This window comes from Methylophaga sulfidovorans (assembly GCF_900114205.1).
GTDB classification, from domain to species: domain Bacteria; phylum Pseudomonadota; class Gammaproteobacteria; order Nitrosococcales; family Methylophagaceae; genus Methylophaga; species Methylophaga sulfidovorans.
On record NZ_FOSH01000001.1, the window covers coordinates 127,339 to 151,112 of the forward strand.

Here is a 23,774-nt window from a genome sequence, read left to right on the forward strand (position 1 = left end):
CAGTCACTATTGGCTGAATTCCATGATTCACAGTCTACGTATTTGTGTAAACAATTCAGAGAGATTTTTACTCGTCATGACTCAGGATTTTTCTGAATAAATTAAGCAAGAATATTATTCTTACGCATCAAGCAAACCACTTCGAATCGCTAAACGGGCTAACTCTGCAGAGTTTGAGACATTTAATTTTTGCTTGATATTAGTGTGATGAGTTCCGACTGTTTTAGGACTTAAATTCAATATGTCAGCAATCTCATTTACGGTTTTACCTTCCGCCAGCAAACGAAAAACTTCGAACTCACGTTGACTCAAAACATCAATCGGATTCTCTGAACCAGTAAGTTTCTGGATGGCTAACTGCTGAGCAATTTCAGGGGCAATACAAGTTTTACCCTGAGCGACCATTTCTACAGCTCGTAGCATTTCTTCAGGAGCACTTCGTTTGGGAATAAAACCTAAAGCCCCGGCCTGCATTGCTCTTGTCGTAAAAACACTATCTTCATGCACACTGAGGACAAGAATTTTTGCCGAAGAATCTCGGGCAGTAATTCTCTCTATTGCGCCGACACCACCAATACCAGGCATGGATATATCCATAACAACAATGTCAGGATGAAATTTACTGAAATCCTGAACTGCCTGTTCTCCACTGCCTGCTTCGGCAATCACCGTGAATTTGTCCCCATCTTCCAAAAGTCGACGAAAACCCGCTCGCACCAGTTCATGATCATCAACCAGCAATATTGTTTTTTTATCCAGACTCATAATAATCTGTCCGCCCTTAGAGGAATAATCACGCTGACTTTAACGCCGTTACCTGACTCACTGATAAGTTCAAACTCACCACCAAGGCTGTGGGCACGCTCACGCATGCCTAGCAATCCAAAGTCGACGTCAGAATGCAGGTCTTTAACAACCATACCTTTACCGTTGTCTTTAATCTCAATACAGAGATTATCTATATCACTATTGCTGGCTTTCTGTGTTTTTACAATAACATTGATCTGACTTGCCTCGGCATGTCTGACTGCATTGGTTATTGCTTCCTGCACCACACGGAATACCGTCATATTCATCATTTCATTCAGATTATCCAGACGACCTGACACCCTGATATCAAACTGAATATCTGGCTCCCGTGTCTGCCAGCTGGTAATCGCTTGCTCTAGCGTCGGCACCAAACCTAAGTCATCCAAAGGACTCGGGCGTAAGCGCGTAATCATATTATGAACAACATCATAGATATGACTCGTCGTATCAATAATAGCCTGCGCGCTATTGAAAACTCGCGGCTCACTCTGCTCTGTACGATTTCGTATTAATACCGCATCGGTTTTAATCGCTGTCAGGCACTGCCCCAACTCGTCATGAAGTTCTCTGGCTAAATGACGTCGTTCTGCTTCTTGCACTTCATCCATATGTTGCGTCAATAAACGCGTCTCTCTGAGCTGCATTCTGGCGGCCTCAGCCTGTTTGAGCTCGGTAATATCACGCAAAGTACAAATCAGGCCAATGACCTGCTGTTCTTTATCAAATAATGGCACAGTGGACATCAATAATGACACTTTTTCGCCATCTGGCCGTAACAGTGTGGTCTCCATATTTTCAGTGGTTTCACAGTTTTCTAAAATGGCGGCTATTTTTTGATGAGACTGTTCAAACCCGAGATTAGCCAGGGCTTCACCTTTTAACACCATGGTTTGTTTTGCAAATAGACGTTCGGCTGTAGAGTTACAAAAAGTAATATTGCCGGCATGATCTAATGACAAAATGGCATCACCGGACTGGCGGACTAACATAGCTAGACGCTGATTTTCCGCCATACTCAATTCCAGCGCCTGACCCATTCTATTAAAGGTATGGCTGATTTGATTCATTTCCGCCAAGCTAAAATCTGGCAGACGTAAGTGCAGATCGCCCTTTTCAAACGCAGACAAAACCTGCAATAGTCGCTGCAAAGGTCGTAAAAACCAGCCTACACCCCAGTAAAGAAAAATACTGACAAATACAAAAGCCACCATGCCTAAAGCAAAAATGCTCCGTATATCCATCCAACGGTCACTGATTTCTTGCATAGGTGCAGCATAGATAACCATATGCCCGGTTCCGAACCGTTTAGACAGAGGCGTGACTTCGGGAAACAGTACTTTAACAAACCACTCAGGCGGCTCTACTTTGAGCGTTTCATCCGGCTCCCCTTCGAAAAGAAGCCCCTGCGAATCAAACATCAAAATATGCAGACTTCTTATCTGACTCAGCGCTTTGACCATTTCATGGATTTGTTGGTTAATACCGTATTCACGGTTAAGCGGTTTATCGGCTAAGGTCAGAGTGATAAGACGTGCAGCAGCAGTCATCGTATCTTCTACTTCAACCTGAACAGATTTGCGTGCATTGGTAATCAAAACACCAGTACTCGCCAGTAATGCCGCCAGCAAAAGCACGGTAAAAAATAGATTAACTTTTAATTTAAGACTCATCTTAACTCAGTTTCTGTCACGCCTTTAGCGCCCAGATTATCGACCCAGCGGATCATAATCTTATCGCCTACTGCCCCTCCCGCCAATTGAAAAGAGAAATAAGGATTACGGGCTGTCGCCGTCCCGCACTTTATCGCCATCACCTCGTTACCATTTCGCCAGCAACGAATATCCTGAATAAACTGGGCGGGAATCAACTTACCGTTTTCGTCTTTGCTTCTTCCCGTATACATTGGATGAGCAAGTAATACACGTACAGTTGTATCACCGTCTTTTAATTTTGCACGTATTCGGTCTCTGGCTGTTATTGCCATCAGGAACATCCTCCAATATCAACAGAGATATCACGTGAGGTTTGATAAAGCTTACCGTCAGCACGAATGACGGCAATGATTTTGGAATCTTCTGCCACTTTAATCATACTTTTGAATGGCAGTTTTACATCTGCTGTGAGTTCAATACTCATTGCCAATGGGTTGGGATTTTTATCAACAAGAATAGCGATCCGCTCTATATTCTCCAAGCTGGATATCACCTCAAAAGGAACAGAGGCACCATTAACCGCATAGCTCGGTGGCGAGCCCACTTTAAAACTGACTTTCTCTTCTGGAATATCCTGTGCCTGCCCTAATAAAGCCAGCAGTGCATCTTCAACTGTATCTGCCGTAAAAGCATCAGAGGGCCAATGTGCTAATACACGTCGTGGAGCTAGCAAGCCAGTGCTGGCAACCAAGGCCAATGTGGATGCTGAAATAGCCCGTTTCAGAAACTGCCTGCGTTGCTTGTCGGAATTCTCCATCATTATTTATTTTCCATCTCGCTCATCGCACTCTCAACTTCCCGTAATCGCGAAGCAATTTTAGAAAGTTGATACTCATTATGACCAGCTGCCTCTGCAGCCAAATGTAATTGATCTGCAGCAGCTTCCAATAAGCCTGACTGATAGTAAAACTCAGCCAGCCAAGCATGCGACTCACTTTTTTGCCCCATATCGCCTTTCGCCTGAGCCATTAACTTATATACCTGACGTCCTATTTCACCCAGCTCAATCTGAGTCTGTAATAGCTTAGCTGCTCTATCGGGTCGGCCTGTTATTAACAAGGCATGCACTTCATTCAATGTCAGTGCACGATCATCTGGGTATAGACGCTGATTATCTTCGTAAATATCTAATGCTGCATTTACCCTACCTACAGATAATTCAATATCTGCCAGTGCCAGTTGATAGGCCAACCGGTCAGGCTCTTTGTCAATCAATGGCATCAAATGCTGACGTGCTAAGGTATATTGCGCGCTTTTAATTAATGCCAGCACATAGCCATATTTCAGCGCATCTTTATTTTCTGATTTATCTTCCGTTAATTGCTGCTGATAATACTTAATCAGATCCTGACTATTCTGCGCCATCATTACACGTAGCTTTTCTTTAACTAAATAGAATTGCTCATGATCAGATAACCGGGGTTTGACTTTTAATTGTGCGGCACGCCCTCTGGCATCAGCTATCCGCGAAGTAGTGACTGGGTGAGTTCGTAAAAATTCAGGAATAGCATCTCCACCATAAAACCGACTAGCTTTTTGTAGTTTCTCAAAAAAACTAGGCATTGCCTCAGGATTAAATCCAGACCTCACCAATGTCTGCATCCCCAAATTATCCGCTTCAGCTTCATTCGCCCTTGTGTAATCAATCTGACTCTGAATGCTGCCTGCCTGAACCGCCATAATCGCTGCCGAACCCGCTTTGGGATCGGCAGCGCCCAGCAAGGCGGCCGCAATCATCGCAGCTGTTCTGGGAATCGTCATCCGTTTTGAATTTTCAAAACTTCTTAAGATATGGCGTTGAGTGATATGCGCAATCTCATGCGACATTACTGAAGCTAACTCGTCTTCATTTGCGGCAGTTAAAATCAAACCAGAATTGACCCCGACATAACCACCAGGTGTCGCAAACGCATTAACAGTGGGATCCGAGACCACAAAGAATGTGTAATTCAGATTAGGTGCATCACTATTAGAAGCCAGCCGATAACCTAAGGACTGGATATAACTATTCACTTCAGGATCTTCGACCAAATCCGCGCTTTGTTGCAGCCGCCAGAAAAAAGCCTGACCAATTTCCTGCTCCTCTCTTGGGGAAATTAATGCGCCCGCACTATCCCCCATTTCAGGTAAGGCAATATCCAGAGCCCAGCCGGTACTAAGATGACTGAAAAAAACTAAACTTACGATATTAAATATTGTTCTCATAAGCCAAATAGACCCACCAGTTAGCTACACGGTTCCAGTGAGACACTGAATATAAATCCGTTTATCATTACATCGTTTTAAGAATAAATTGGACAAGTAGTATGTCAGAATTTCAAAAAGAAATTGATACCTCCGGTCTCAATTGTCCACTTCCTGTATTAAAAGCCAGGAAAGCACTCGCCGATATGACACCTGGACAACGGCTTTTATTAATCGCAACCGACAAAGGTGCGAATAAAGATATTCCGACCTTTTGTAAAATGACGGGCAATACCTTAATTGAGATGTCTGAAGTCGATGAGAAGTATCATTTTGTTGTTGAGAAAGCCTAATCTGACATCGTACTGAATCACTGCAAGTCATAACACTACGCGCCAATATAGATCACTTGCTCAGTTATGATCCGTAACAGCATGTCACCAAATACTACTAAATAAGCGCTAATCAGAATTTAGTCTATACAAAACAACAACTAATATCTGTTTTATTGCTCAAGTAAAAGGTGGCACCTTATCTGCTTGTTTTTAAAATGGTTTTTCATTTTAAATAATACGGAGCAGTTATTAATGAACAAAGTCAGTCCTTTCAAACACACCAGTTTCATTGCCAGTTCTATTTTTGCCACAATGTTAAGCAGCCCGGTATTTGCTGAAATAAGCTGTGAGTCAGAATCAACTGAAGCGAAACATCACTATATTCCGGCTAACAATAAAACAGTTCATTGGGGCTACTTTAGTAAAAATAAAACGCCACAGGCAGTTGTTCACTCTGGCGATTTTGTCACACTGGAAACCCTGACACATCATGCTAATGATGATGCAGAAAGAATGGTAAAGGGTGACCCTGGCGCTGAGAGTGTTTTCAAATGGGAAAAAAATGATAAAGGTGTGGACAGGCGAGGTGCTGGCCCAATGGATGCATCAATCTATGGTCGTGGTGCTGGTGAAGGGTTTGGTGTCCATGTCTTAACAGGTCCAGTCTATGTCTGTGGTGCAGAACCTGGTGATGTTCTTGAAGTACGCATTCTGGATATGTACCCACGCCCTTCTGGTAATCCTAAATATGCTGGCAAAACATATGGTGTTAATGCTGCAGCATGGTGGGGATATCACTACAACGATATGATCGAAGACCCCAAACCGCGTGAAGTCATCACTATTTTTAAGCTTGATGCAACAGGCGAGAAAGACTGGGCAAAAGCCGTCTACAACTATCAATGGGTTCCACAGACTGACCCCAATGGTGTTGTCCATGAAAAAATTGACTACCCCGGTGTTCCCGTTGATCACAGCAAAATCACTAAAAACACAAAAGTACTTGAGAATATTCGTGTCCCAGTCAGATTGCACTTTGGAACAATGGGTGTAGCCCCGGTCGAAACAGATTATGTCGACTCTATTCCACCCGGTTACTTTGGCGGCAACATTGATGACTGGCGTATTGGTAAAGGTGGCACCATGTACTATCCAGTTGCAGTTGAAGGCGCTTTACTCAGTGCAGGTGATCCTCATGCAGCACAAGGTGACTCTGAACTTGCTGGCACTGCCATTGAAACTTCAATGACTGGCGTCGTCCAAGTGATCCTCCATAAACAAAATGAGCTGCAAGATACGGTTTTGGCAGGTCTGGATTATCCTCTTCTGGAAACAGACACCGAATGGGTTGTTCACGGCTTTAGCTATCCTAACTATCTTGAAGCACTTGGAGAAAAAGCGCAGAGTGAAATTTACTCAAAATCGTCTATTGATAACGCCATGCGTGATGCTTTTAGAAAAATGCGTCACTTTTTGATGACAGCTAAAGGACTCAGTGAAGATGAAGCCATTTCACTGATGTCGGTATCTGCTGACTTCGGTATTACACAAGTTGTTGACGGTAATTGGGGAGTTCATGGCGTCATTGAAAAACGCGTATTTGCTGGCGATACTCACTAAACTGATTGGCTTTATATTTTCTTAGTCATATAAGCAAAAAAGGCTATCTACGGATAGCCTTTTTTAATGAAAAAATTAACTAGATTAACCAGCGGAAATTTTTTAAGTTTTATATTGCGATATCAATTCTTTTATTGAGACAGCCAGGCTTTGTAAGTCATGACTGGCTTTTGCTGTCTCCTCTGAATGAGAAGCGCTTTTACGAGCATGGTCCATGATACTGGTAACATTTCGGCTGACCTCTTCAGAAACGGCACTCTGCTGTTCAGCCGCACTGGCTATATCGGTGTTAAGCGCATGAATTTTATCCGCAGCAGAAAGAACGCCTTCTATAGATGCAATCGCTGTCTCACTAGCTTGCACATTATGATTTGCATGCTCAATCTGTATCAGCATAGTCTGTGATACTTTGTCTACATCGCCATGCAGGCGCTGAATCAGTTCTTCAATTTCCCCGGTCGAGCTTTGCGTTTTACCAGCCAGTGTCCTTACTTCATCAGCCACAACTGAAAAACCACGGCCTGATTCGCCAGCTCTGGCAGCTTCAATGGCAGCATTCAGTGATAAGAGATTGGTCTGCTCAGCAATATTGTGGATGACATCTGATACCTGGCCGATGTCTGAGCTGGCTTTTTTCAGGGATAACAGCGTTTGTTCTGAGGCTTTAATTTCATCTGCCTGAGCTTTTAGTGCATCGGCCATTTGTTTCAAAAATTGTGATGCTTCTGAAGCCTGTTGCTGGACTTGGTTAGAAGCCTGTTCACCTGACATTGTACTTTCAGCCACACTTTGTGCTGTAGCACTCATCTGATTGACAGCCGTCGCTGCCTGCTCTGTTTCCACGGCCTGTTCTTTATTTATCCGCTCCGAGCTCTGAGCTATTTGGTTTAGCGATTCCGCTGAGTTAACCAATTCTTTAGATTTGAACTCGACGGCGACAATAGTTTGTCTGACCCTTTCAAGCAATTTATCGAAACCATTAGCCATCTGCCCGAATTCATCTTTACTGCTGGAGTTGAATCTTTGTGTCAGATCCCCTTCCCCTTCAGTTATTGAAACGAGTGTATTGGTTGTTTGGGCCAGACGACTGACCACTACGCGCTGCAACAGATAATAAACCAAGCCCACGACTAAAAAGCCCAGTACTGATGCAACAAAAAAATACACCAGCGCCTTTTGCCATAATAAAGTAGAAATATCGTCTTCCGAGTATGCCACCACAATCTTGTAGCCCCAAGGTGAGAATAGCTTTTCATGCACTCGCCATATTTCCCCAGGATTGTTAAACACGTCAGCAATAACAGACTTAAGCTGATGGGCCGAGTGTTGGCGAATTTGATTTTTACCATCTATTAGGGCAATAAAACCTTGATCCAGCAATTTACCAGAGGCGATAACTGCATTCACTTCCTCCATGTTGACCTTGTAGCCCACATAAGCAATGCCAACAACCTCATCGAATGCATTTTTCAATGGCTCATAGCCAGTGAAATAAGGCTCACCAAGAATATCCACAACACCATAGAAGGGCTTACCTGCTCGAATTTGCTTGATGGCAAGACCATTGGGGTCGAGAACGGTGCCAATAGCACGTTTTCCCTCTTTCTGGACGTTGGTGCTTACTCTGACAAAATCGTCATTATGTTTACTAAAAATGGTTGCAGTCCCACCATTCAGCTGAGCTATCTTATCGACCAGACTATAATTCAAAGCTTGGGGCTCACCACCAAAACTAATATCATTCACCAGATTGCCATTAACTGCCACCGTGCCAGCCTGAGAAGCACCGCCCTTATTACTTATCATGTCCAGCGTAGATCGCATGCTGCTACTAACCTGACCAAGCATCAAGCTGTTAATTACATTTAGCATATCTGCGGTGGAGTCAGAGAGTTGCTCAGCCTGGATTGACAAGCGTTTATGTAAAGACTGATTCTCTGAATAAGTTAAGGCAGCAACGGTAATTAATGCCAGCAACAGGATGCATAAAGCCAGTGCGATGAGAAACTTCTTTTGGATCGACATGTTGCACTCTCTCTACGTAACGATGGCTTAAACCATTCTTTTAAGTTGATGATAAAGAGAGTATCGCCAGAATTTTACTAAACTTGAGACGCCAATATCAGCGACTTCTATCAATCTTGGTCAGTGAAGACGCTGATAAATAGCTTTCAACGTTTTATAAAATGATAGGAAGTAAGATTAGTGATGCGTCAGAAGTCGATGATAAAGACCATTTCATCATGGAAAAAGACAAAAACGGATAAGTTAAAAGCGACTCTCAGATTAATCGTCAGTGCGTAATAGCAATTTTAAGTGTCCCAAAATTGTCCCAAATGGGCATTTTGGGAATCTGACGCTGAAACCAGAGTAATGTAACTTATTGAAAAAAGGAAGATTAAATGGCGTCCCCGGCAGGAGTCGAACCTGCGGCCTTCCCCTTAGGAGGGGGACGCTCTATCCAGCTGAGCTACGGGGACATGGATTAAGTATTATAACAGTCGGCCATTTTTACATCGACCTCTGACTTATTCAACCGACAGATAAACAGTACACATACAAAAAGGCCGTCACATAATGATATGTGACGGCCTTTCATCAAACTAACTTAGATTTTATTATGCGGCTTGTTTCGCTTTACGACGAAGCCCCATAAAACCTAATAGTGCAGGCGCAAACATCAAGGCTGCGGCAGGGATTGGAACTTCAGAGACACCGGCAACACTATTATAAGACAAATCCATGTAACGTACTCCATATGAGTCGTTATTGTCTCTAAAAGTAAGTCCTGCAAAAGCACCCAAGCCGGAGATAGAATATTTGTTATACCCGTCCAGCATGCTGATTAATACTGTGTTGATTAAACTACCATTATTTGAAAATAAATCTACAGTAACGTTGGATCCTGCATTAGAGCTTCCCATCACCCATGAAAAACTGTCCGCATTAAAATCAAACAAAATCGACAATGGGCCCTGAAAACTAGAGGGCGTAAGAAGTGAATTACCAGAATCACAACCTGTGCAACCTGGGTTAAAAGAGACAACACTTATTGTTCCACTTGGTGCTAGTGACAATGGACCTGTAGGGGAACCTGAAATGCCTGACCCAGATGCAGTCTGACCTGTGAAAGTTTGTGAAAAACTTGCCCCATCAGCATCAATCAGGGTGGAAGAGGTAGCCCCACTCAAATCAATGTCTACGGGAGCGGCAAAGGTAGGTAAAGAAAAAAATGAGAAGATTATTGTAGCGATCATCTTATTCATCGGCGAACTCCTTAAAGGTATGCAGCCCAGCCCTGATACCTGTTCTTAAAAGCACAGCTGTGGTTTTCCGTCCAAGGCTCACGCCAAGTTTGGCATAAAACGAGAGTGATTTAATCACTTACTTATTGTCACATTAAATTTTTATTAAAAACTATTGTACTTTGGTACTAATTAATAAATTTTTGATATTAATTATCAGAGCTAATAATGGATTCCCCGCCCTATCTTTCTCATTGTGGACAGATAAATATTCAATGCTCTATCCTGCTGAGCTACGGGGACACTGGTCGGGCATTATAACAGTGATAAGCGCCAAGCTCGAAAACTGAATGTTGTTTATTGATTAACCGTCATCGGTTCGGTAGTTGAACGGCTATTGTTAAGCAAACACCTCACGACAACTGAATGTTGCTCATCATCTTATATCTTGAACCGATCATCAGTGAAAATTAACTAAAGAATGCTGAAAGCATCAAAGTCATTTTCTACTCATTAAGTCAGCCTTAAGCTTTTAATAATAGCATTGATTCTTATTTACATATTCTATCGTTACTTCAAAAATGCTGCTTAAGGAAATTGCTTGATGAAATCATCTGTTCCAACTAATCAAACCTCAGCAATCTTACCTGTTAACCGGGTTCCGCATATCATCCTGCTTTACTGGATTATCAAGATTGCGGCAACAACGTTGGGTGAAACCGGCGCCGATATGTTCTCAATGACCTTTGAGTTGGGTTATGGACTGACTATTGGCATATTTATGGCCATTTTCAGCTTCTTTTTAGTCATCAAACTGGCCATGAAGCGCTATGAGCCTCTCGTGTATTGGCTGGTTTTTACGGCTTCCGCGATAGTCGGCACCGCTATTTCGGATTATATCGATAGAACGCTGGGCCTGGGCTATGCTGGCGGTGCCGCTTTGTTGCTGGCGTTGCTTGTGGGCATTCTGGGCATCTGGTATAGACAGGAAAAGTCCATCAGTGTTGAAAACATCAAAACCTTCCCTGCAGAGCTTTATTACTGGTTAGCCTTTCTCGTCGCAAACACCCTCGGCACCGCTGCGGGTGATTATCTTGCAGATGATCTCGAAATGGGATTTACGACCAGTGCCTCGCTGATAGCCGGGTTACTGGTGCTTTGCACCCTGCTGCACTATTACACCAGAGTATCCAGTCTGTTACTTTTCTGGACAGCGTTTGTATTAACCCGTCCATTTGGGGCAACATTCGGTGACTTGCTGACTAAACAACCGGATCACGGTGGGCTTGGCATCGGCACAGTTGGCGCCTCAATGATTTTCAGCCTCATTCTCATCGTCGCATTGATGCGAGAGAAAATGGCTGAGAAGTCCCGTGACGTTAAAGAACTTTCTATTTGATACCGTTTCAAGACATCTTACCGTCATGAAAAAACTACACCCGATAACACTCATTATCCTGACAGCGTTATTTCTGATCATCTCAGGCAACGTCACTTTTTTCCAGAAGGTTATGGAAGTCTACCCTGTGAACGGATTTCAGAGTGGCTTGCTTATCCTGTCGCTGGCCCTCGTCTTTACCTGCGTCAACGTCTTAATTCTATCGCTGCTTTGTTATAGGCACACGATCAAACCGGTGCTGATTATCGTTCTGCTGTTGTCGGCTGCCTGTGCCTACTTTATGGATACTTATCACGTCATCATTGATGATGTCATGATTGATAATGTGATGAAAACTGACACGGCAGAGGCGCTTGACCTACTGAGTGTGAAACAGACGCTCTACATTCTCCTGCTCGGCGTGGTACCGGCACTGATTGTCTACAAAACACCGTTATCTCAACCGTCATTCAGAGCCGCTGTTGTTTCAAAGTTAGTCACCATCACTGCCTGCCTTATCATCGCAGCTATCACAATTTTGTCACTGGGTAACTTTTATGCCTCGTTTCTGCGAGAAAACAAATCGCTGAGAAACTATGCAAATCCATCCTATTATATCTATTCCATCGGTCAGTACATCGGCACGTTTTATCATGCTGATGCCGATGTTTTCACGCCAATTGGTCTGGACGCCATCATTTCACCCGAGGTGCCTGATCGTGAATTAATTATTCTGGTTGTTGGCGAAACCGCGCGAGCCGACCATTTTTCTCTGAATGGCTACGCTAAGAAAACCAATCCAAGGCTGGAGCAAGAAAATATCATCAACTTCAGCAACGTATGGTCCTGTGGTACTTCAACCGCGGTCTCTGTGCCGTGTATGTTTGGCCTGGCTGGCAGATCTGATTACGATCCGGGCAACGCCAAATCGATCGGTAATTTGCTGGATATTGCTGAACATGCTGGTGTGAATGTGCTTTGGTTGGATAACAACTCCAGCTCAAAAGGTGTGGCAGACCGATCTGAGTATCAGAGTTACAAATCACCTGATGTAAACCCGATATGTGATGTGGAGTGCCGGGATGTAGGCATGCTTTCGAATCTACAAAACTATATTGATAATCACCCTACCGGCGATATTCTGATTGTGCTCCACCAGATGGGTAATCATGGTCCGGCATACTACAAGCGTTATCCGAAAGATTTTGAGCATTTCAAGCCAACTTGTCAGACCAACCAGCTTGAAAAATGCACCTCAGAAGAAATCACCAATGCTTATGATAATGCCATTCTGTACACAGACTTCTTCCTCTCAAAAACGCTCAAGCTACTGAAAAAAAATGATCCCAACTTTGAATCGATTATGATGTATGTCAGCGATAATGGGGAGTCACTGGGCGAAAACGGACTCTATTTACATGGGCTTCCCTACATGCTGGCTCCTGATACGCAAAAACATGTGCCGATGTTTATGTGGTTTGGTCAGAACGTAGATCGGGAAGAAGTCAATGTTGAACAGATAAAGTCCAAAACAAATGAGCAGTTCTCGCACGATAATATTTTCCACACGCTTTTGGGCTTGCTTGAAATTGAGACTGAAGTATACAAACCTGAACTAGACATCACTAAAGATTAGGTTTGCTGATTAAACGTCATCGGATCGGCAGTTGAACATCAATGCTAGAAATAAAAAAGCCGCCACACCGTGACGGCTTTTCTTTTCTTGAAACGCTGTTAATTAACTATACAGCCGGTTTTGCTTTGCGACGTAAGCCCATGAAACCAAGAAGCGCAGGAGCAAACATGAATGCAGCAGCAGGAATAGGCACTTCCGATACAGGTGCGATACCTGCTGCACCTACGGTAAAGCCATGCCACCCTTCACTGGTGTGAGTAAAACTGAATGAGTCAAATAATCCCTCAAGAATAATGACACCATGCAATTCTCCGTATTTAGAGTTAGGAGTAGTAAACCCAGTACCGTCAGGATATAAATTTGGTGAGCCTGAACCATACTTCCCTACACCAGTACTATCAAATTTAATTTTTGTATCACCAAAATCAACATTATTTGCATTCCAGCTAACAAGTGCGATGTATGGGTTCAACACTGTTTGTGAGAACTTTATTTCAACCGTACCACCAAGACCTAAACCGATAATTTCATGTGATGATGGAAGGTTACTCACAGTCCCATTAGTATAGGCATTACCCCACCAATTATCTGTTGCTCCCGATTCTATGAAATAAGCATCTGAACTTGAGCTAAAATCAACTCCGACATTTTGACTACCAAAAGCCATAGTTCCAGACGCTGTTTTCTGGCTTGTTTTTGTCCAGTCAGTCCAGCCAATATTTGCAGCGTTTACCGATACAGATATCATTGATGCTGACAAAGTAACTACTGTTGCAAAAAGTTTTCTATACATTTTGTATTTCCTTATATTTACGAATTTTGCAACCCAGCCCTGTAGTGACTAAAGTAAACAGCTGTAGGCTTTCCGTCCCTGACTCACATCAGGTTTGGCGTTAATGTATCGAACAGAGTTCAATGAAAACATGATTCACTAAACTCACTAGTAATGGATATTAATTAAGACTCATCCGCTCTGACTATTACATAATAAAATGAAAATTCACATTGTACTTTGGTACTAATTTTTTAAAAAAAACTGGGGTTCTATTCTTATTCAAAATAGTTTTCAGAGATAAGATATAGGCTCATTTAAACATGTATCGTTTTAGTCCAGCGTAATAAGAGTGAGTGACTTGGACAGTATGGTCTGTTCGATGATTTGAAATGCCAAAATAATGCACCTTTCATATAGCTCCAGCTTTCTTTCTAAATTAGATTTAGATTTAGCTGTGGTGATACAAAGTATACGAAGAAGGTATCTAGCCTGATAATTGGGATTATAAAGTTGGTATTTGTGCTTTGTATTGTGTAATTAACAATACCGAAATTACAGTACGCCAAACCTCAATAGATTCAAGGATTATATTGATAAGTGGCTAATTGCTGGTTTTAGAGTGAAATTCTAAAACCAGCACATCAGGATAAATAAAAAAAGCCTCAGTGTATGACGGCTTTAATTTTTTGAAATGTTGTTATTTAATTTAGACAGCCAGTTTTGCTTTGCATCGCAATCGCATGAAACCAAGAAGTGCGGAAGCAAATAGCAAGACTGCTGGTGGAAATGGAACAGCTCAAACCTCAAAGAGGTAAAATGAACCACGCCCGGAATATTAGTGATAGATGGTTCGAGCCCATCACGGCAGAGTCGGCAGCGAACCGGCATTGCAATGAGATTGAACACTCTCAGTCATTAGTTATCCCATATTTTTCAGCCTCAACAAGTGGGTCGATATTAATGAGACACCGATCAGTCTTGTACTCAACTACGGCACAATATGGCTCAGTCGTTGCCCCATACTCTTTTAGCAAATTGCTAATTTTTGGGCTTCCAGTCCATATGGCTACAGTTAGAGGATTAAGGGACAAACCATTTGGAATAACACCATCTGGAACAGTAGCCAGTAGCTTCTCTGCAATCAGATAGACTTTTCTATTGTTGGACATCATTGCATAAGAAGCTGTCAGGTTAATTATTTTTTTGTCTATAAATTGTCCTTCCAACAGCTTGACCAACTGCCCATGAGCGGCTCCAGTAGCAATCAGCGTGTTAAGTCCGTACTCATAGTAGCCATGTGATGTCAGCCTCATTCCGCCTTGCAAAAATAAATTCACTACAACGTCGTTATCAGTTGCCACAGCATCATAGAAAGACTCTTGAGACCAGCTCCAACCAAGGTTGCCCAATTCCTTGCGAGGATCATCGCTGGTTTCTCGTTTGACCAAATTGGTCAAGGCACCAGTATTTTCAGCTGTACGCTTTGTATTCGAAGCAGTCTCTCTTGTGTTTGCTTCTATCTGAAGGTTAGTTGCAAGAATTTGTGATTGCAAATGGCTCAGTTCTTCAAAACTACCAGCTAAATAACCGCTACCACCTTGTACACTTTTGCCAAATTAGTAAAAACCGAACATTGAAGTAGTAAAGACTAACAATAAAACAAAAGAGGGCAGATACCAGCTATCGTTCATAGCTACAGCCAGCCTTTTATTTGTGAACGGAATAAAAAATAATACTAGCGAAATTAGGAGTAGTAGAAGGCCAATGAAGCCTAAATAGATACCATACGGAGCAACTGGCATAAAAAAATCAGCAACCAGACCACAAACAGTTGAGATTGCTCCACCCGCACCCACACCAAGTTCAGCTGTTTTTTTCAACTTTCCCATCATGAAATCCTTTTCTTATTACTTTAAGAACCGAGAAAACTACACAAGTACATTATATGTGTCCAGCCGATATACTCTGCGTATTCAATTGGCTTGCCAAACTACCTGAAACTAAACTATGTGGACTATAAATCTAGCCTAATGCCGCCTTGGCAAAAAGCTAAGGCAAAATGAGAGATACCATCCATATCAGAGTTAACCGAATCTAATATCTATTTACTAGACTTGCCATTCTCAAACGAACCAGGAAGTCTTATCAAAAAACCTTCCCGTCTTGATTTCTGTTTTATTCTGGGCGCCACGTCTTTGCAATTTATACACAAGTCAACCGGGCCTTTGTTGCTCTTAGTGTAACGCCATGTTGTAGATGATTTTTTCTTGCATAATGAACAAAAAAGTACCTCATCATTCCGTACTCCCACTTGAGAATAGAGGACAATGTCTCCATGCCTTTTTTTCTTGCTAGTGATGCTCTTGGTTTTAGGTTTGTATCCTGTCGAACTCATCTGACTTTTCCTCAGCTTTTTTAGCTGAGCATTGAACATCGCTCGTTTCTCTTTTCTCTCTTTCTCAATTCTTTGTTGACAGCTTTTCGTATGTTTCCTGAACTTTTTCGTAATAGTCTCGCCACACATTGGACATTTTTGTTCTTTTGATACTGTTGATAGAGCTCGAAGAGCTTGAGTATTTGCAGCTTCTGAAGACTTATCATCTGAGAGAGACATATCAGCACTACTTTCAGAAGTTATTTTGTTTCCTTTTTTTATGACACCTACTTCTGTTTTAGTCGTTCTGAGTCCAGCCTTCTTGATGGTAACAGTGACTCTTTTTTTCATTTTCAATACTCACAAGTAGCTAAGTAAAAACTACAAGGCTCCCCAAAAAAAGTGCAACGAATATGGGCCCAGACCATCCATCCTTGGCAACCTACCTCGGCTTGATAAACTAGCTTAAAAACGAGCCACAGAGCCGCATATGGACTATAATCACAGGCTCCCCCCCCTACTTGAGAGAACTAAGGAGGCATTGACTCTGTAGTTGAACAGTAGCTTTTAATTCCGTGGCTATAGTTTGAACTGTTCTTCATAGACATTTTTTACAAACGTCAGGAACTGGCGTTGATTCTCCGCAAGGTAGTCATTGATACTTTCTGGAGTAATTTCAAGCATGACTTCCATCATTTTCTCGACTTCTGGGTGGTTCGGATTAAGATTTGGACTACTTAAAACAGCATAAACAACCTGTAACCTTTCAAACTGCCAAATAACGTTTTCACAAGCTGTGACACACTGCTCATAATCACTTATTCCTAACACTTGTCCCTTAACCAGTAATAATGACCGGCAACTGAACGGCATCAACTCAACCTTAAAATCAAAGTTAAGTGGAAAAAACTGCTCAATATTTGTCCACAAACACCTTTACCAAGTTATCAATGCCCTGACGCTCAAACGCTCATTTCAATAACTCAAAACAGACAAACACCATCAGCACATCATTTTGATTCGTTAAAGATAGCTTTTTTGGTATTTATCTCAGCCTTACGGGTGATGAATGACAACAATTTCGCATTGATTGCCGATGTCAAGTTCGGCGGTATATAGTGATGAGGATTATGTAGCAAGGAGTCTCACCTTGCAGTATGCGTTTTAATTTCAAAAAAACATCGCACCTAATAAAGCACACCTAAAGCCCCATACCATGGGGCTTTCTGTTTTTTTCAGAAATGTCTAGTCTCTATTTAGTGTATATCGGCTTGCAGACTAACTTTGTAACATCCTAGTATATATCCCAATACTGCGCTTTTTATAAGGATTTTGAACATGTCGGCCTGCTCGTCAATAGCTTTACGCCCGTTATCTGCTGTTATCTTATTGGCCTTGTCACCCACAAGTTTTGGAGCCAGTTTTACGATTAAGGATGGTGAGACGGTCACAACCCAGCAAACCCTTAACGACAATGAAACCGGCACTATTGAAACGGGTGGCGAGCTCAGCACATCGGGTGTCATTGCTATTGATGCACCCGGGGATAATGTCAATATCGAAACTAATGGTTCTATCACAACCAGTGGCGATAATGCATACGGCATTTACTCACGTGGCAACAATGCCACCATCAGCAACAGCGGGAACATCATTGGCAGCGGTAAAGATGCAGTTCGCATTGTGTCAACTGGCGATTACGCCACCATCAACAACAGTGGCAACATCTCCACTACCAGTGGTGACAATGCAAACGGCATATACTCAATAGGCACTGACGCTACCATTAATAACAGTGGCAGTATCTTCACCAGTGGTATTTATGCATACGGCATTCGGTCATTAGGTGGCACCATCAACAACAGTGGCAGCATCTCCACCAGCGGAGCTGGCTCATACGGCATTTTGTCAGGAGGCAACAACACTACGAACAATAGCGGTAGCATTTCAACAACAGGTGAAAACGCTGATGGCATTAACTCAAATGGCACTGACGCCGCCATCAACAACAGCGGCAGTATTTCAACAACAGGTGAACGCGCTGATGGCATTAGGTCTACAGGCGACAATGCGACCATCAACAACAGCGGCCTGATTTCTGCCACCGGCCCGGATAGCTTAGCTATTTCCGGCGACCTTTCTTCGGATCGCAATACCACTGTCAACCTGCTATCTGGCTCACAAATTATTGGCGGGATTGATTTAGGCCAAAATGGCAGCGATAACGACACCGTCAATATATACAGCGGCAGCGCCTCTGCCAATTTGTCTATTTTGAATACCGAGAATATCAATCTATTCACGCCGGGCGTGGTGGTGGGTGACACTGCCCGCGCTCAAGTGATCACGCTCGACCCGACAGGTGAATCCACCCGCGGGGTGGCGTTAGCCGGCATGACCTCATCCATCCACAATGTGATTGGGCAGCGTATGGCGCAGACCACACCACTGAAACAGGTACAGCTAGCGTCGCTTGAGTTATCTCCCGGTATGTATTTTGAAGAGCATAAACCGGTGGCTTGGGCGCAAGTCTTTGGTGGCAGGTTTGACCGTGATGCCGAAGGTGGCGCGATTGCTTATGACCATCACCATGTCGGCGTGAACTTCGGTTATGAGTGGGATATAAGTGGTCACCGTTCAGGCTTGATGGGTGGTGTTGTGCGAAGTAAGACAGATACCCAGACCGCGTCGTTTGAAACAGAAGCAGATAATTATTACATCGGCGTTTATGCCAACCGTAAAACCCATGGTCTTAATATCACAGGCTCACTGATTGCCGGTTACGGCGACCATGAAAATGACAGGCTTGTTGTCGATAACCTGAATGGTTTTGAAACAGCCAAGTCTGATTTTGATAGCTGGTTTATCAGCCCCGGCATCACTCTTGGTTCAGCCTTTAGCGTTAATGACCGTCTTGAGCTGCGCCCTTCTGTCAGTGTGAATTACAGCATGGCCTGGCTGGATGGTTACCGTGAATCGGGCACCACCAATTCTAATCTGAGTGTAGATGACCGCAAAGCCAAGGCATTAACTGCAAGAGCACAATTAGCGGCTGCTTATCAGTTTGATGAGGCTAGTGAATTTGAATTCCGAGTAGGCCTGAACTCACGTCATACCGATGATGACGATACCAAAGTCAGCATCGCCGGTAGTCAGTTCAAGTTTGCGACTGCCGGTGATGAAAGTGTCACAGGCGGGTTTGCCGGTGCCACATTACGCGTAGCGGATAACAACAACCTTAGCCTGGTGGCCGATATTGAGTTTGGCGGTGACCGTGATGAGAATTATGCCGCCGGCAGTGTTAGTCTGGAATATGTGTTTTAACTTAACCATATATTTTCAATAAAAAAGCCCCAAAATGTTGGGGCTTTTTTATATCAACGCGCTATCTAGCTGAGCTACGAAGACATCGGGCTGGTATTATAACGGCGATTAGCCTTAAGCACGAAAACTGAATATTGTTTCTGATCAATTAACATTGCAGTGTGAATAAAATACTTACGCGAGAAATAAAAAAAGCCGCCACACTGTGACGGCTTTTCTTTTTTGAAATACTTTGACTTATCTAGGCGGCCAGTTTGGCTTTGCGGCGTAAGCCCATAAAACCCAGTAGTGCAGGTGCAAATAGCAAGACTGCTGGTGGAAGTGGGACAGCTGAAACCTCGAAAGAGGTAAAGCGATATTCACCCTTGATATTAGTATTTATTGATTGCTCTCTATCCGCCCACGTTATGTAAGCTAAATTGTCACGCCCAACCCAACTCAGGCCATTATTCAGCCATTCTTGCGTATCAATATTAATATCGCCCGTATCAAACAAGTCTGATAAGGTGAAAGAATTGTATGTTGAGCTCCAATTAAATACGGAAAACTCTCCGAAAGACAACAGACCATCATTATTCAGATCTTCACCGACAAAATTGCCAGAAAACTTAAATTTACCACCATCATACTCCGGCCATCCGGCATCAAAAGTAGCTTTAACAACAGTTGCTGCCCAGGTGTTATGGGATAATGTCAATAAAACAAGGCTTAATAGCATCCACAATTTTTTTTTCATAAGAAATTTCCATCTAATGCAGCCCAGCCCTGATGCCACCTAATGCACAGCTGTAGGTTTTCCGTCCCTGACTCACGTCAAGTTTGGCGTTAATATATTGAATTAAAGTTAGTAATTCTTAGTAACTCATAACAGATAAATATTCATAAAATTCTGTTATTTACAGATTACTTAACTCGAATGAAAAAAAATATCGTCCTAAAGTATGATTTTGCTCAAAAAGAACGACTTACTATTCCTGGTAAACAGCTGACTCAGCATAATGTTCAGTGATAATTTTGACTCATCTATATATCTCGATTTGAGATCGGTTTAAAAATAGTCTTTAAATCAGCAGTCGAGATGTCACGTTTAAGTACTGCTACAGATTTTTACTTTTACACAGCAAGCATAAAGCTCATTCAAAAGCTTTACCTCAAAGCACTAACTACTTAAAAACAACATATTTTTGCCATAACGTGATAAGTCTCATATTTTTCCCATAAATATTTAATCATTAATTTTCCTCTGCCGATATAAAATGCATGCAACATTGTTGCGCGCAATATTCAAAGAGGAAGAAAAGACATGTTTGGAAAAACTAAGCAGTTATTGGCCGAAAAAGCAGCACTGGAAAAAGAGTTGCAGCCCTTGCTGGAAGTTTACACAGCGATGCAATCCTCGCTCTCAATTATTGAATTCACACCTGATGGTGTTATCACAAAAATTAATGGTAACTTTTCTCATGTCACTGGTTACTCTGCGTCAGAATTAATAGGTAAACGCCATCAGGTTTTGTGTGATGATGCTGAAGTCAGCTCAGCTCGGTATAAAGATTTTTGGAAAAATTTAAATAACGGTGAGTACTTTAGCGGTGAAGTGTTACGTAAGCATAAAAATGGCAACGATCTCTGGCTTGAAGCCAATTATTTCCCTGTAAAAAATACCGACAATAAAGTTATCAAAGTGATCAAAATTGCCAACGATGTTACCGAGCGGGTAAAACACTCTCGTAGTAATGAGAGTCTGTTATCAGCCATTAATCGTTCCATGGCAGTGATTGAGTTTGATATGAAGGGTCATGTTACTCATGCTAATCAAAACTTTCTGAATCTTATGGGTTACACGTTGGATGAGATCAAAGGACAACCTCACCGAATTTTTTGTGAATCAGACTATGTGAAAAGCCCGGAATATGCCAAATTCTGGGAACAATTAAACGACGGTCGTTTTATTGCAGACAACTTTAAACGTATAAATAAATATCAATCGCCTGTTTGGCTGGAAGCCACTTATAACCCTGTATTTGATGCTGATGGCAAACCTTATAAGGTCATTAAGTTTGCGACCGACATCACCGAAAAAGTACGTCGTTCGAAAGAAGAAAAAACCGCTGCAAATACCGCCTATACAGTCTCTCTGGAAACAGAAAAGTTATCATCGGAAGGTGAGGATATTATCTTCAAAACCATTGATAAACTTCAGCATTTAAAAGAACAGTTCAGTCACTCTTCAATCGAACTGGAACAACTTGGTACCGAAACAGCACAAATATCATTTATCGTTAAAACGATCAGTGATATTACTGAACAAACAAATCTACTTGCCCTGAATGCTGCGATAGAAGCTGCCAGAGCAGGTGACAGTGGGCGAGGCTTTGCTGTTGTTGCTGATGAAGTACGTTCGTTGGCAACACGTACATCACAGTCCATAGCCGAAATAGCGACGATGATTAATAAAATCCAGTCAAAAAGTGACTCCGTTATAAAAAGCATGTCAGGAAGCATGTCAGGTGTCGAGTCGGGTGTTGAGCTTGCTAATACGGCGGGTAATACCATCAGTCAAATCAGAAGTGGCGCCCAAAAAGTCGTGGAAGTGGTTGAAAATTTATCTAATCTTCACTAATGCTATTAGTAATAAATCATCGAGCCGCATAAAATATCCGGCTCGATGATGTTCATTAGTGCAAATCGCTCAGTGCTTACCATGGAATAATCGTTAAACCAATAATGGCAAATGCTATGGCAGCAGCCCATCTGGCCACATTCAAAGGAATGACTTTCAACATAGCTTCTCCAGCATAAACCACCGGGACATTTGCTAATAACATTCCAATGGTAGTCCCTAGTGTCACCATAAAGATATTCTGGTAAGTCGCGGCAAGCGCAATCGTAGCAACTTGTGTTTTATCACCTATCTCAGCAATAAAAAATAACACCGTGGTTACGATAAATGCCCCATATTTAGCATATTTAATGGCATCATCATCTTGCTTATCCGGTATCAATAACCAACCGGCCATCGCAATAAAACTCAAGCCCAGCAGCCACTGACCTGTTGGACCAAGAATAAATTGTCCCAGCCATGTGCCAAGCCAGGCAGATGCAGCATGATTAAGTAGTGTAGCAACGAGGATTCCAGCCACGATGGCTGATTTATGACTAAAACGTGCAGCTAACATTAACGATAAAAGCTGAGTTTTATCACCAATTTCCGCTAGCGAAACTGTGAGAACTGAAGTAAAAAAAGCATCCATTTAAAGGCTCCGGCGGGATAACAATACCAAGACAAATAATGACCTCCCGCCAAAAGGGATCATTATTTGTCTTAGGTCTTGTCAATACCAGCTAAGCTGGTACGAAACTGCCATGAACCTTGAGGGTTCAATTATGTTGACAGCTTCAAACACCGGTAGGTGAGTAGACTACTCCCCCAAGACGATGATGATATTCTAGCTGTTCTGCCATGATTTGCCTACTGTGGATCTGTATTCTTTTATTGGCGCCTTTTGTACAATCTTTGGGAGAAATCATTTGCACACACCACACTCATCAACTTGCTGAACTGCCACATACGTTTTCTAAAGCACAATGTCTGACACTGTTATCAAACTTGCAGAGCAAAGCTACCTTCTTAAAGGTGTAGCCCAACCGATCGCCGAAAACTTACTCACCGAAATAACGCATATCACCAGCCTCTCCCCATTTAGACAAATGTCGACAAAGAGCGGATATTATGTCGGGGCAAAAATGACGAATTGTGGTGACTTAGGCTGGGTAAGTGATCATAAAGGTTACCGTTATACGGCTATCGATCCTCTGACAAATATGCCTTGGCCATCCATGCCAGGGTTATTTGAAACGCTCGCAGAAAAGTATGCTTCATTGGTAGGATTCCATCACTTCCACCCCAATGCCTGTCTTATCAATCAGTATGCTCCAGGAATCGGTATGGGCTTACACCAGGATAAGGATGAAAACGACTACACCCAGCCTATCGTTTCTGTCTCACTCGGTGTATCAGCCATATTTCAGTTTGGTGGCAATAAACGTAATGAAAAACCCAGCTACCATTTGCTCAACCATGGTGATATCGTCATCTGGGGAGGCCTGGATCGTTTGCGTTTTCATGGCATACAGCCGATCAAACTGGCTCATCACAACTTAACAGGCCAATTAAGATATAACCTGACATTTCGCGATACAGGGACCATTATCGACTAGACTAAAAAAAACGTTATCCGCATAATGGATTAATTTCGAGTATGAAAGCCAAATTTAATTGAGGCGTTTTGATACTTTTAACTATCAGCCTACAGGTTTCGTAAGCTGTTTTTAGTGGCTTTATTGCAGGATGCGCGGTCAGAAGTGCCACATAGTCAGGTAT

General features: G+C 42.6%; 21 protein-coding genes, 1 tRNA gene and 3 riboswitches. Of the genes, 7 read left to right on the forward strand and 15 right to left on the reverse strand.

From position 1 onward, the window contains the following. Positions 1-120: 120 nt before the first annotated feature. The 5 genes from BM232_RS00655 to BM232_RS00675 are packed head-to-tail and all read right to left on the reverse strand — an operon-like array spanning position 121 to position 4,727. Complete coding sequence (locus BM232_RS00655; protein ID WP_091711259.1) at positions 121-765, reverse strand: response regulator; 645 nt, start codon at positions 763-765, stop codon at positions 121-123. Then, a complete protein-coding gene (locus BM232_RS00660) occupies positions 762-2,480 on the reverse strand; it encodes a PAS domain-containing protein (RefSeq protein WP_091711260.1) in 1,719 nt (572 codons plus the stop codon). The genes BM232_RS00655 and BM232_RS00660 overlap by 4 nt, the downstream gene beginning before the upstream one ends. Continuing rightward, a complete protein-coding gene (gene soxZ / locus BM232_RS00665; RefSeq protein WP_091711261.1) occupies positions 2,477-2,794 on the reverse strand; it encodes a thiosulfate oxidation carrier complex protein SoxZ in 318 nt (105 codons plus the stop codon). Before soxZ ends, BM232_RS00660 begins: the two co-directional genes overlap by 4 nt. After that, positions 2,794-3,282, reverse strand: a complete 489-nt coding sequence (locus tag BM232_RS00670) for a thiosulfate oxidation carrier protein SoxY (protein WP_091711262.1) — start codon at positions 3,280-3,282, stop codon at positions 2,794-2,796. Before BM232_RS00670 ends, soxZ begins: the two co-directional genes overlap by 1 nt. Further along, complete coding sequence (locus BM232_RS00675) at positions 3,282-4,727, reverse strand: beta-barrel assembly-enhancing protease (RefSeq protein ID WP_091711263.1); 1,446 nt, start codon at positions 4,725-4,727, stop codon at positions 3,282-3,284. Before BM232_RS00675 ends, BM232_RS00670 begins: the two co-directional genes overlap by 1 nt. A gap of 101 nt (positions 4,728-4,828) precedes the next feature. Here BM232_RS00675 and BM232_RS00680 point away from each other — a divergent pair, with 101 nt between their 5' ends. Next, on the forward strand, positions 4,829-5,059 hold the full coding sequence (locus BM232_RS00680) for a sulfurtransferase TusA family protein (protein WP_091711264.1): 231 nt from the start codon (positions 4,829-4,831) through the stop codon (positions 5,057-5,059). A 234-nt stretch (positions 5,060-5,293) separates the two neighbouring features. Beyond that, positions 5,294-6,661, forward strand: a complete 1,368-nt coding sequence (locus tag BM232_RS00685) for an acetamidase/formamidase family protein (RefSeq protein ID WP_091711265.1) — start codon at positions 5,294-5,296, stop codon at positions 6,659-6,661. Between the two features lie 102 nt (positions 6,662-6,763). On the opposite strand, the gene BM232_RS00690 is transcribed toward BM232_RS00685, so the two are convergent. The 3 genes from BM232_RS00690 to BM232_RS00700 all read right to left on the reverse strand — a co-directional run bounded on the left by BM232_RS00690 (position 6,764) and on the right by BM232_RS00700 (position 9,927). Then, the gene (locus BM232_RS00690) at positions 6,764-8,686 is read right to left on the reverse strand and encodes a methyl-accepting chemotaxis protein (protein WP_091711266.1); all 1,923 of its coding nucleotides are present in this window, start codon (positions 8,684-8,686) and stop codon (positions 6,764-6,766) included. 378 nt (positions 8,687-9,064) lie between these two features. Beyond that, positions 9,065-9,141: transfer RNA gene (locus tag BM232_RS00695), tRNA-Arg, on the reverse strand. Between the two features lie 138 nt (positions 9,142-9,279). After that, a complete protein-coding gene (locus BM232_RS00700; protein ID WP_091711267.1) occupies positions 9,280-9,927 on the reverse strand; it encodes a hypothetical protein in 648 nt (215 codons plus the stop codon). Positions 9,928-9,944: 17 nt separating this feature from the next. Then, positions 9,945-10,031, reverse strand: a riboswitch (cyclic di-GMP riboswitch). A 479-nt stretch (positions 10,032-10,510) separates the two neighbouring features. Here BM232_RS00700 and BM232_RS00705 point away from each other — a divergent pair. Further along, positions 10,511-11,305, forward strand: coding sequence for a COG4705 family protein (locus BM232_RS00705; protein ID WP_091711268.1), 795 nt, complete (start codon positions 10,511-10,513; stop codon positions 11,303-11,305). Positions 11,306-11,330: 25 nt separating this feature from the next. Continuing rightward, positions 11,331-12,920 carry a phosphoethanolamine transferase gene (locus BM232_RS00710; RefSeq protein ID WP_091711269.1) on the forward strand — a complete coding sequence of 530 codons (1,590 nt, stop codon included), beginning with the start codon at positions 11,331-11,333 and terminating at the stop codon, positions 12,918-12,920. A 106-nt stretch (positions 12,921-13,026) separates the two neighbouring features. Here BM232_RS00710 and BM232_RS00715 read toward each other — a convergent pair whose 3' ends face one another. The 5 genes from BM232_RS00715 to BM232_RS00735 form a co-directional block, all read right to left on the reverse strand. Beyond that, a complete protein-coding gene (locus BM232_RS00715; protein WP_091711270.1) occupies positions 13,027-13,713 on the reverse strand; it encodes a hypothetical protein in 687 nt (228 codons plus the stop codon). A 24-nt stretch (positions 13,714-13,737) separates the two neighbouring features. Next, positions 13,738-13,822, reverse strand: a riboswitch (cyclic di-GMP riboswitch). A gap of 781 nt (positions 13,823-14,603) precedes the next feature. Beyond that, the gene (locus BM232_RS00720; RefSeq protein WP_091711271.1) at positions 14,604-15,248 is read right to left on the reverse strand and encodes a hypothetical protein; all 645 of its coding nucleotides are present in this window, start codon (positions 15,246-15,248) and stop codon (positions 14,604-14,606) included. 63 nt (positions 15,249-15,311) lie between these two features. Continuing rightward, positions 15,312-15,584, reverse strand: coding sequence for a hypothetical protein (locus BM232_RS00725; protein WP_091711272.1), 273 nt, complete (start codon positions 15,582-15,584; stop codon positions 15,312-15,314). Positions 15,585-15,796: 212 nt separating this feature from the next. Beyond that, positions 15,797-16,420 (reverse strand): hypothetical protein, encoded by a 624-nt coding sequence (locus BM232_RS00730; protein WP_091711273.1) that lies wholly within the window; start codon positions 16,418-16,420, stop codon positions 15,797-15,799. Between the two features lie 228 nt (positions 16,421-16,648). Further along, a complete protein-coding gene (locus tag BM232_RS00735; protein WP_218153266.1) occupies positions 16,649-16,942 on the reverse strand; it encodes a hypothetical protein in 294 nt (97 codons plus the stop codon). A 465-nt stretch (positions 16,943-17,407) separates the two neighbouring features. Between BM232_RS00735 and BM232_RS00740 the strand changes: the two genes are divergently transcribed. After that, positions 17,408-19,393 (forward strand): autotransporter family protein, encoded by a 1,986-nt coding sequence (locus tag BM232_RS00740; protein WP_091711275.1) that lies wholly within the window; start codon positions 17,408-17,410, stop codon positions 19,391-19,393. A 241-nt stretch (positions 19,394-19,634) separates the two neighbouring features. Here the strand turns inward: BM232_RS00740 and BM232_RS00745 are convergent, their stop codons facing one another. Then, the gene (locus tag BM232_RS00745) at positions 19,635-20,129 is read right to left on the reverse strand and encodes a hypothetical protein (RefSeq protein ID WP_091711276.1); all 495 of its coding nucleotides are present in this window, start codon (positions 20,127-20,129) and stop codon (positions 19,635-19,637) included. Positions 20,130-20,143: 14 nt separating this feature from the next. Continuing rightward, positions 20,144-20,227, reverse strand: a riboswitch (cyclic di-GMP riboswitch). 469 nt (positions 20,228-20,696) lie between these two features. Between BM232_RS00745 and BM232_RS15170 the strand changes: the two genes are divergently transcribed. Next, positions 20,697-22,013 carry a methyl-accepting chemotaxis protein gene (locus BM232_RS15170; RefSeq protein WP_091711277.1) on the forward strand — a complete coding sequence of 439 codons (1,317 nt, stop codon included), beginning with the start codon at positions 20,697-20,699 and terminating at the stop codon, positions 22,011-22,013. 76 nt (positions 22,014-22,089) lie between these two features. Here the strand turns inward: BM232_RS15170 and BM232_RS00755 are convergent, their stop codons facing one another. Then, complete coding sequence (locus tag BM232_RS00755; RefSeq protein ID WP_091711278.1) at positions 22,090-22,644, reverse strand: TMEM165/GDT1 family protein; 555 nt, start codon at positions 22,642-22,644, stop codon at positions 22,090-22,092. 334 nt (positions 22,645-22,978) lie between these two features. On the opposite strand from BM232_RS00755, the gene alkB reads away from it, so the two are divergent. Beyond that, positions 22,979-23,611, forward strand: a complete 633-nt coding sequence (gene alkB, locus BM232_RS00760) for a DNA oxidative demethylase AlkB (protein WP_091711279.1) — start codon at positions 22,979-22,981, stop codon at positions 23,609-23,611. Positions 23,612-23,774: the final 163 nt, after the last annotated feature.

Coding starts and splice junctions, on each gene's coding strand:
- BM232_RS00655 (WP_091711259.1), bottom strand. CDS start 765: ATGAGTCTGGATAAAAAAACAATATTGCTGGTTGATGATCATGAACTG.
- BM232_RS00660 (WP_091711260.1), bottom strand. CDS start 2,480: ATGAGTCTTAAATTAAAAGTTAATCTATTTTTTACCGTGCTTTTGCTG.
- soxZ (WP_091711261.1), bottom strand. CDS start 2,794: ATGGCAATAACAGCCAGAGACCGAATACGTGCAAAATTAAAAGACGGT.
- BM232_RS00670 (WP_091711262.1), bottom strand. CDS start 3,282: ATGATGGAGAATTCCGACAAGCAACGCAGGCAGTTTCTGAAACGGGCT.
- BM232_RS00675 (WP_091711263.1), bottom strand. CDS start 4,727: ATGAGAACAATATTTAATATCGTAAGTTTAGTTTTTTTCAGTCATCTT.
- BM232_RS00680 (WP_091711264.1), top strand. CDS start 4,829: ATGTCAGAATTTCAAAAAGAAATTGATACCTCCGGTCTCAATTGTCCA.
- BM232_RS00685 (WP_091711265.1), top strand. CDS start 5,294: ATGAACAAAGTCAGTCCTTTCAAACACACCAGTTTCATTGCCAGTTCT.
- BM232_RS00690 (WP_091711266.1), bottom strand. CDS start 8,686: ATGTCGATCCAAAAGAAGTTTCTCATCGCACTGGCTTTATGCATCCTG.
- BM232_RS00700 (WP_091711267.1), bottom strand. CDS start 9,927: ATGAATAAGATGATCGCTACAATAATCTTCTCATTTTTTTCTTTACCT.
- BM232_RS00705 (WP_091711268.1), top strand. CDS start 10,511: ATGAAATCATCTGTTCCAACTAATCAAACCTCAGCAATCTTACCTGTT.
- BM232_RS00710 (WP_091711269.1), top strand. CDS start 11,331: ATGAAAAAACTACACCCGATAACACTCATTATCCTGACAGCGTTATTT.
- BM232_RS00715 (WP_091711270.1), bottom strand. CDS start 13,713: ATGTATAGAAAACTTTTTGCAACAGTAGTTACTTTGTCAGCATCAATG.
- BM232_RS00725 (WP_091711272.1), bottom strand. CDS start 15,584: ATGGGAAAGTTGAAAAAAACAGCTGAACTTGGTGTGGGTGCGGGTGGA.
- BM232_RS00730 (WP_091711273.1), bottom strand. CDS start 16,420: ATGAAAAAAAGAGTCACTGTTACCATCAAGAAGGCTGGACTCAGAACG.
- BM232_RS00735 (WP_218153266.1), bottom strand. CDS start 16,942: ATGCCGTTCAGTTGCCGGTCATTATTACTGGTTAAGGGACAAGTGTTA.
- BM232_RS00740 (WP_091711275.1), top strand. CDS start 17,408: ATGTCGGCCTGCTCGTCAATAGCTTTACGCCCGTTATCTGCTGTTATC.
- BM232_RS00745 (WP_091711276.1), bottom strand. CDS start 20,129: ATGAAAAAAAAATTGTGGATGCTATTAAGCCTTGTTTTATTGACATTA.
- BM232_RS15170 (WP_091711277.1), top strand. CDS start 20,697: ATGTTTGGAAAAACTAAGCAGTTATTGGCCGAAAAAGCAGCACTGGAA.
- BM232_RS00755 (WP_091711278.1), bottom strand. CDS start 22,644: ATGGATGCTTTTTTTACTTCAGTTCTCACAGTTTCGCTAGCGGAAATT.
- alkB (WP_091711279.1), top strand. CDS start 22,979: ATGTCTGACACTGTTATCAAACTTGCAGAGCAAAGCTACCTTCTTAAA.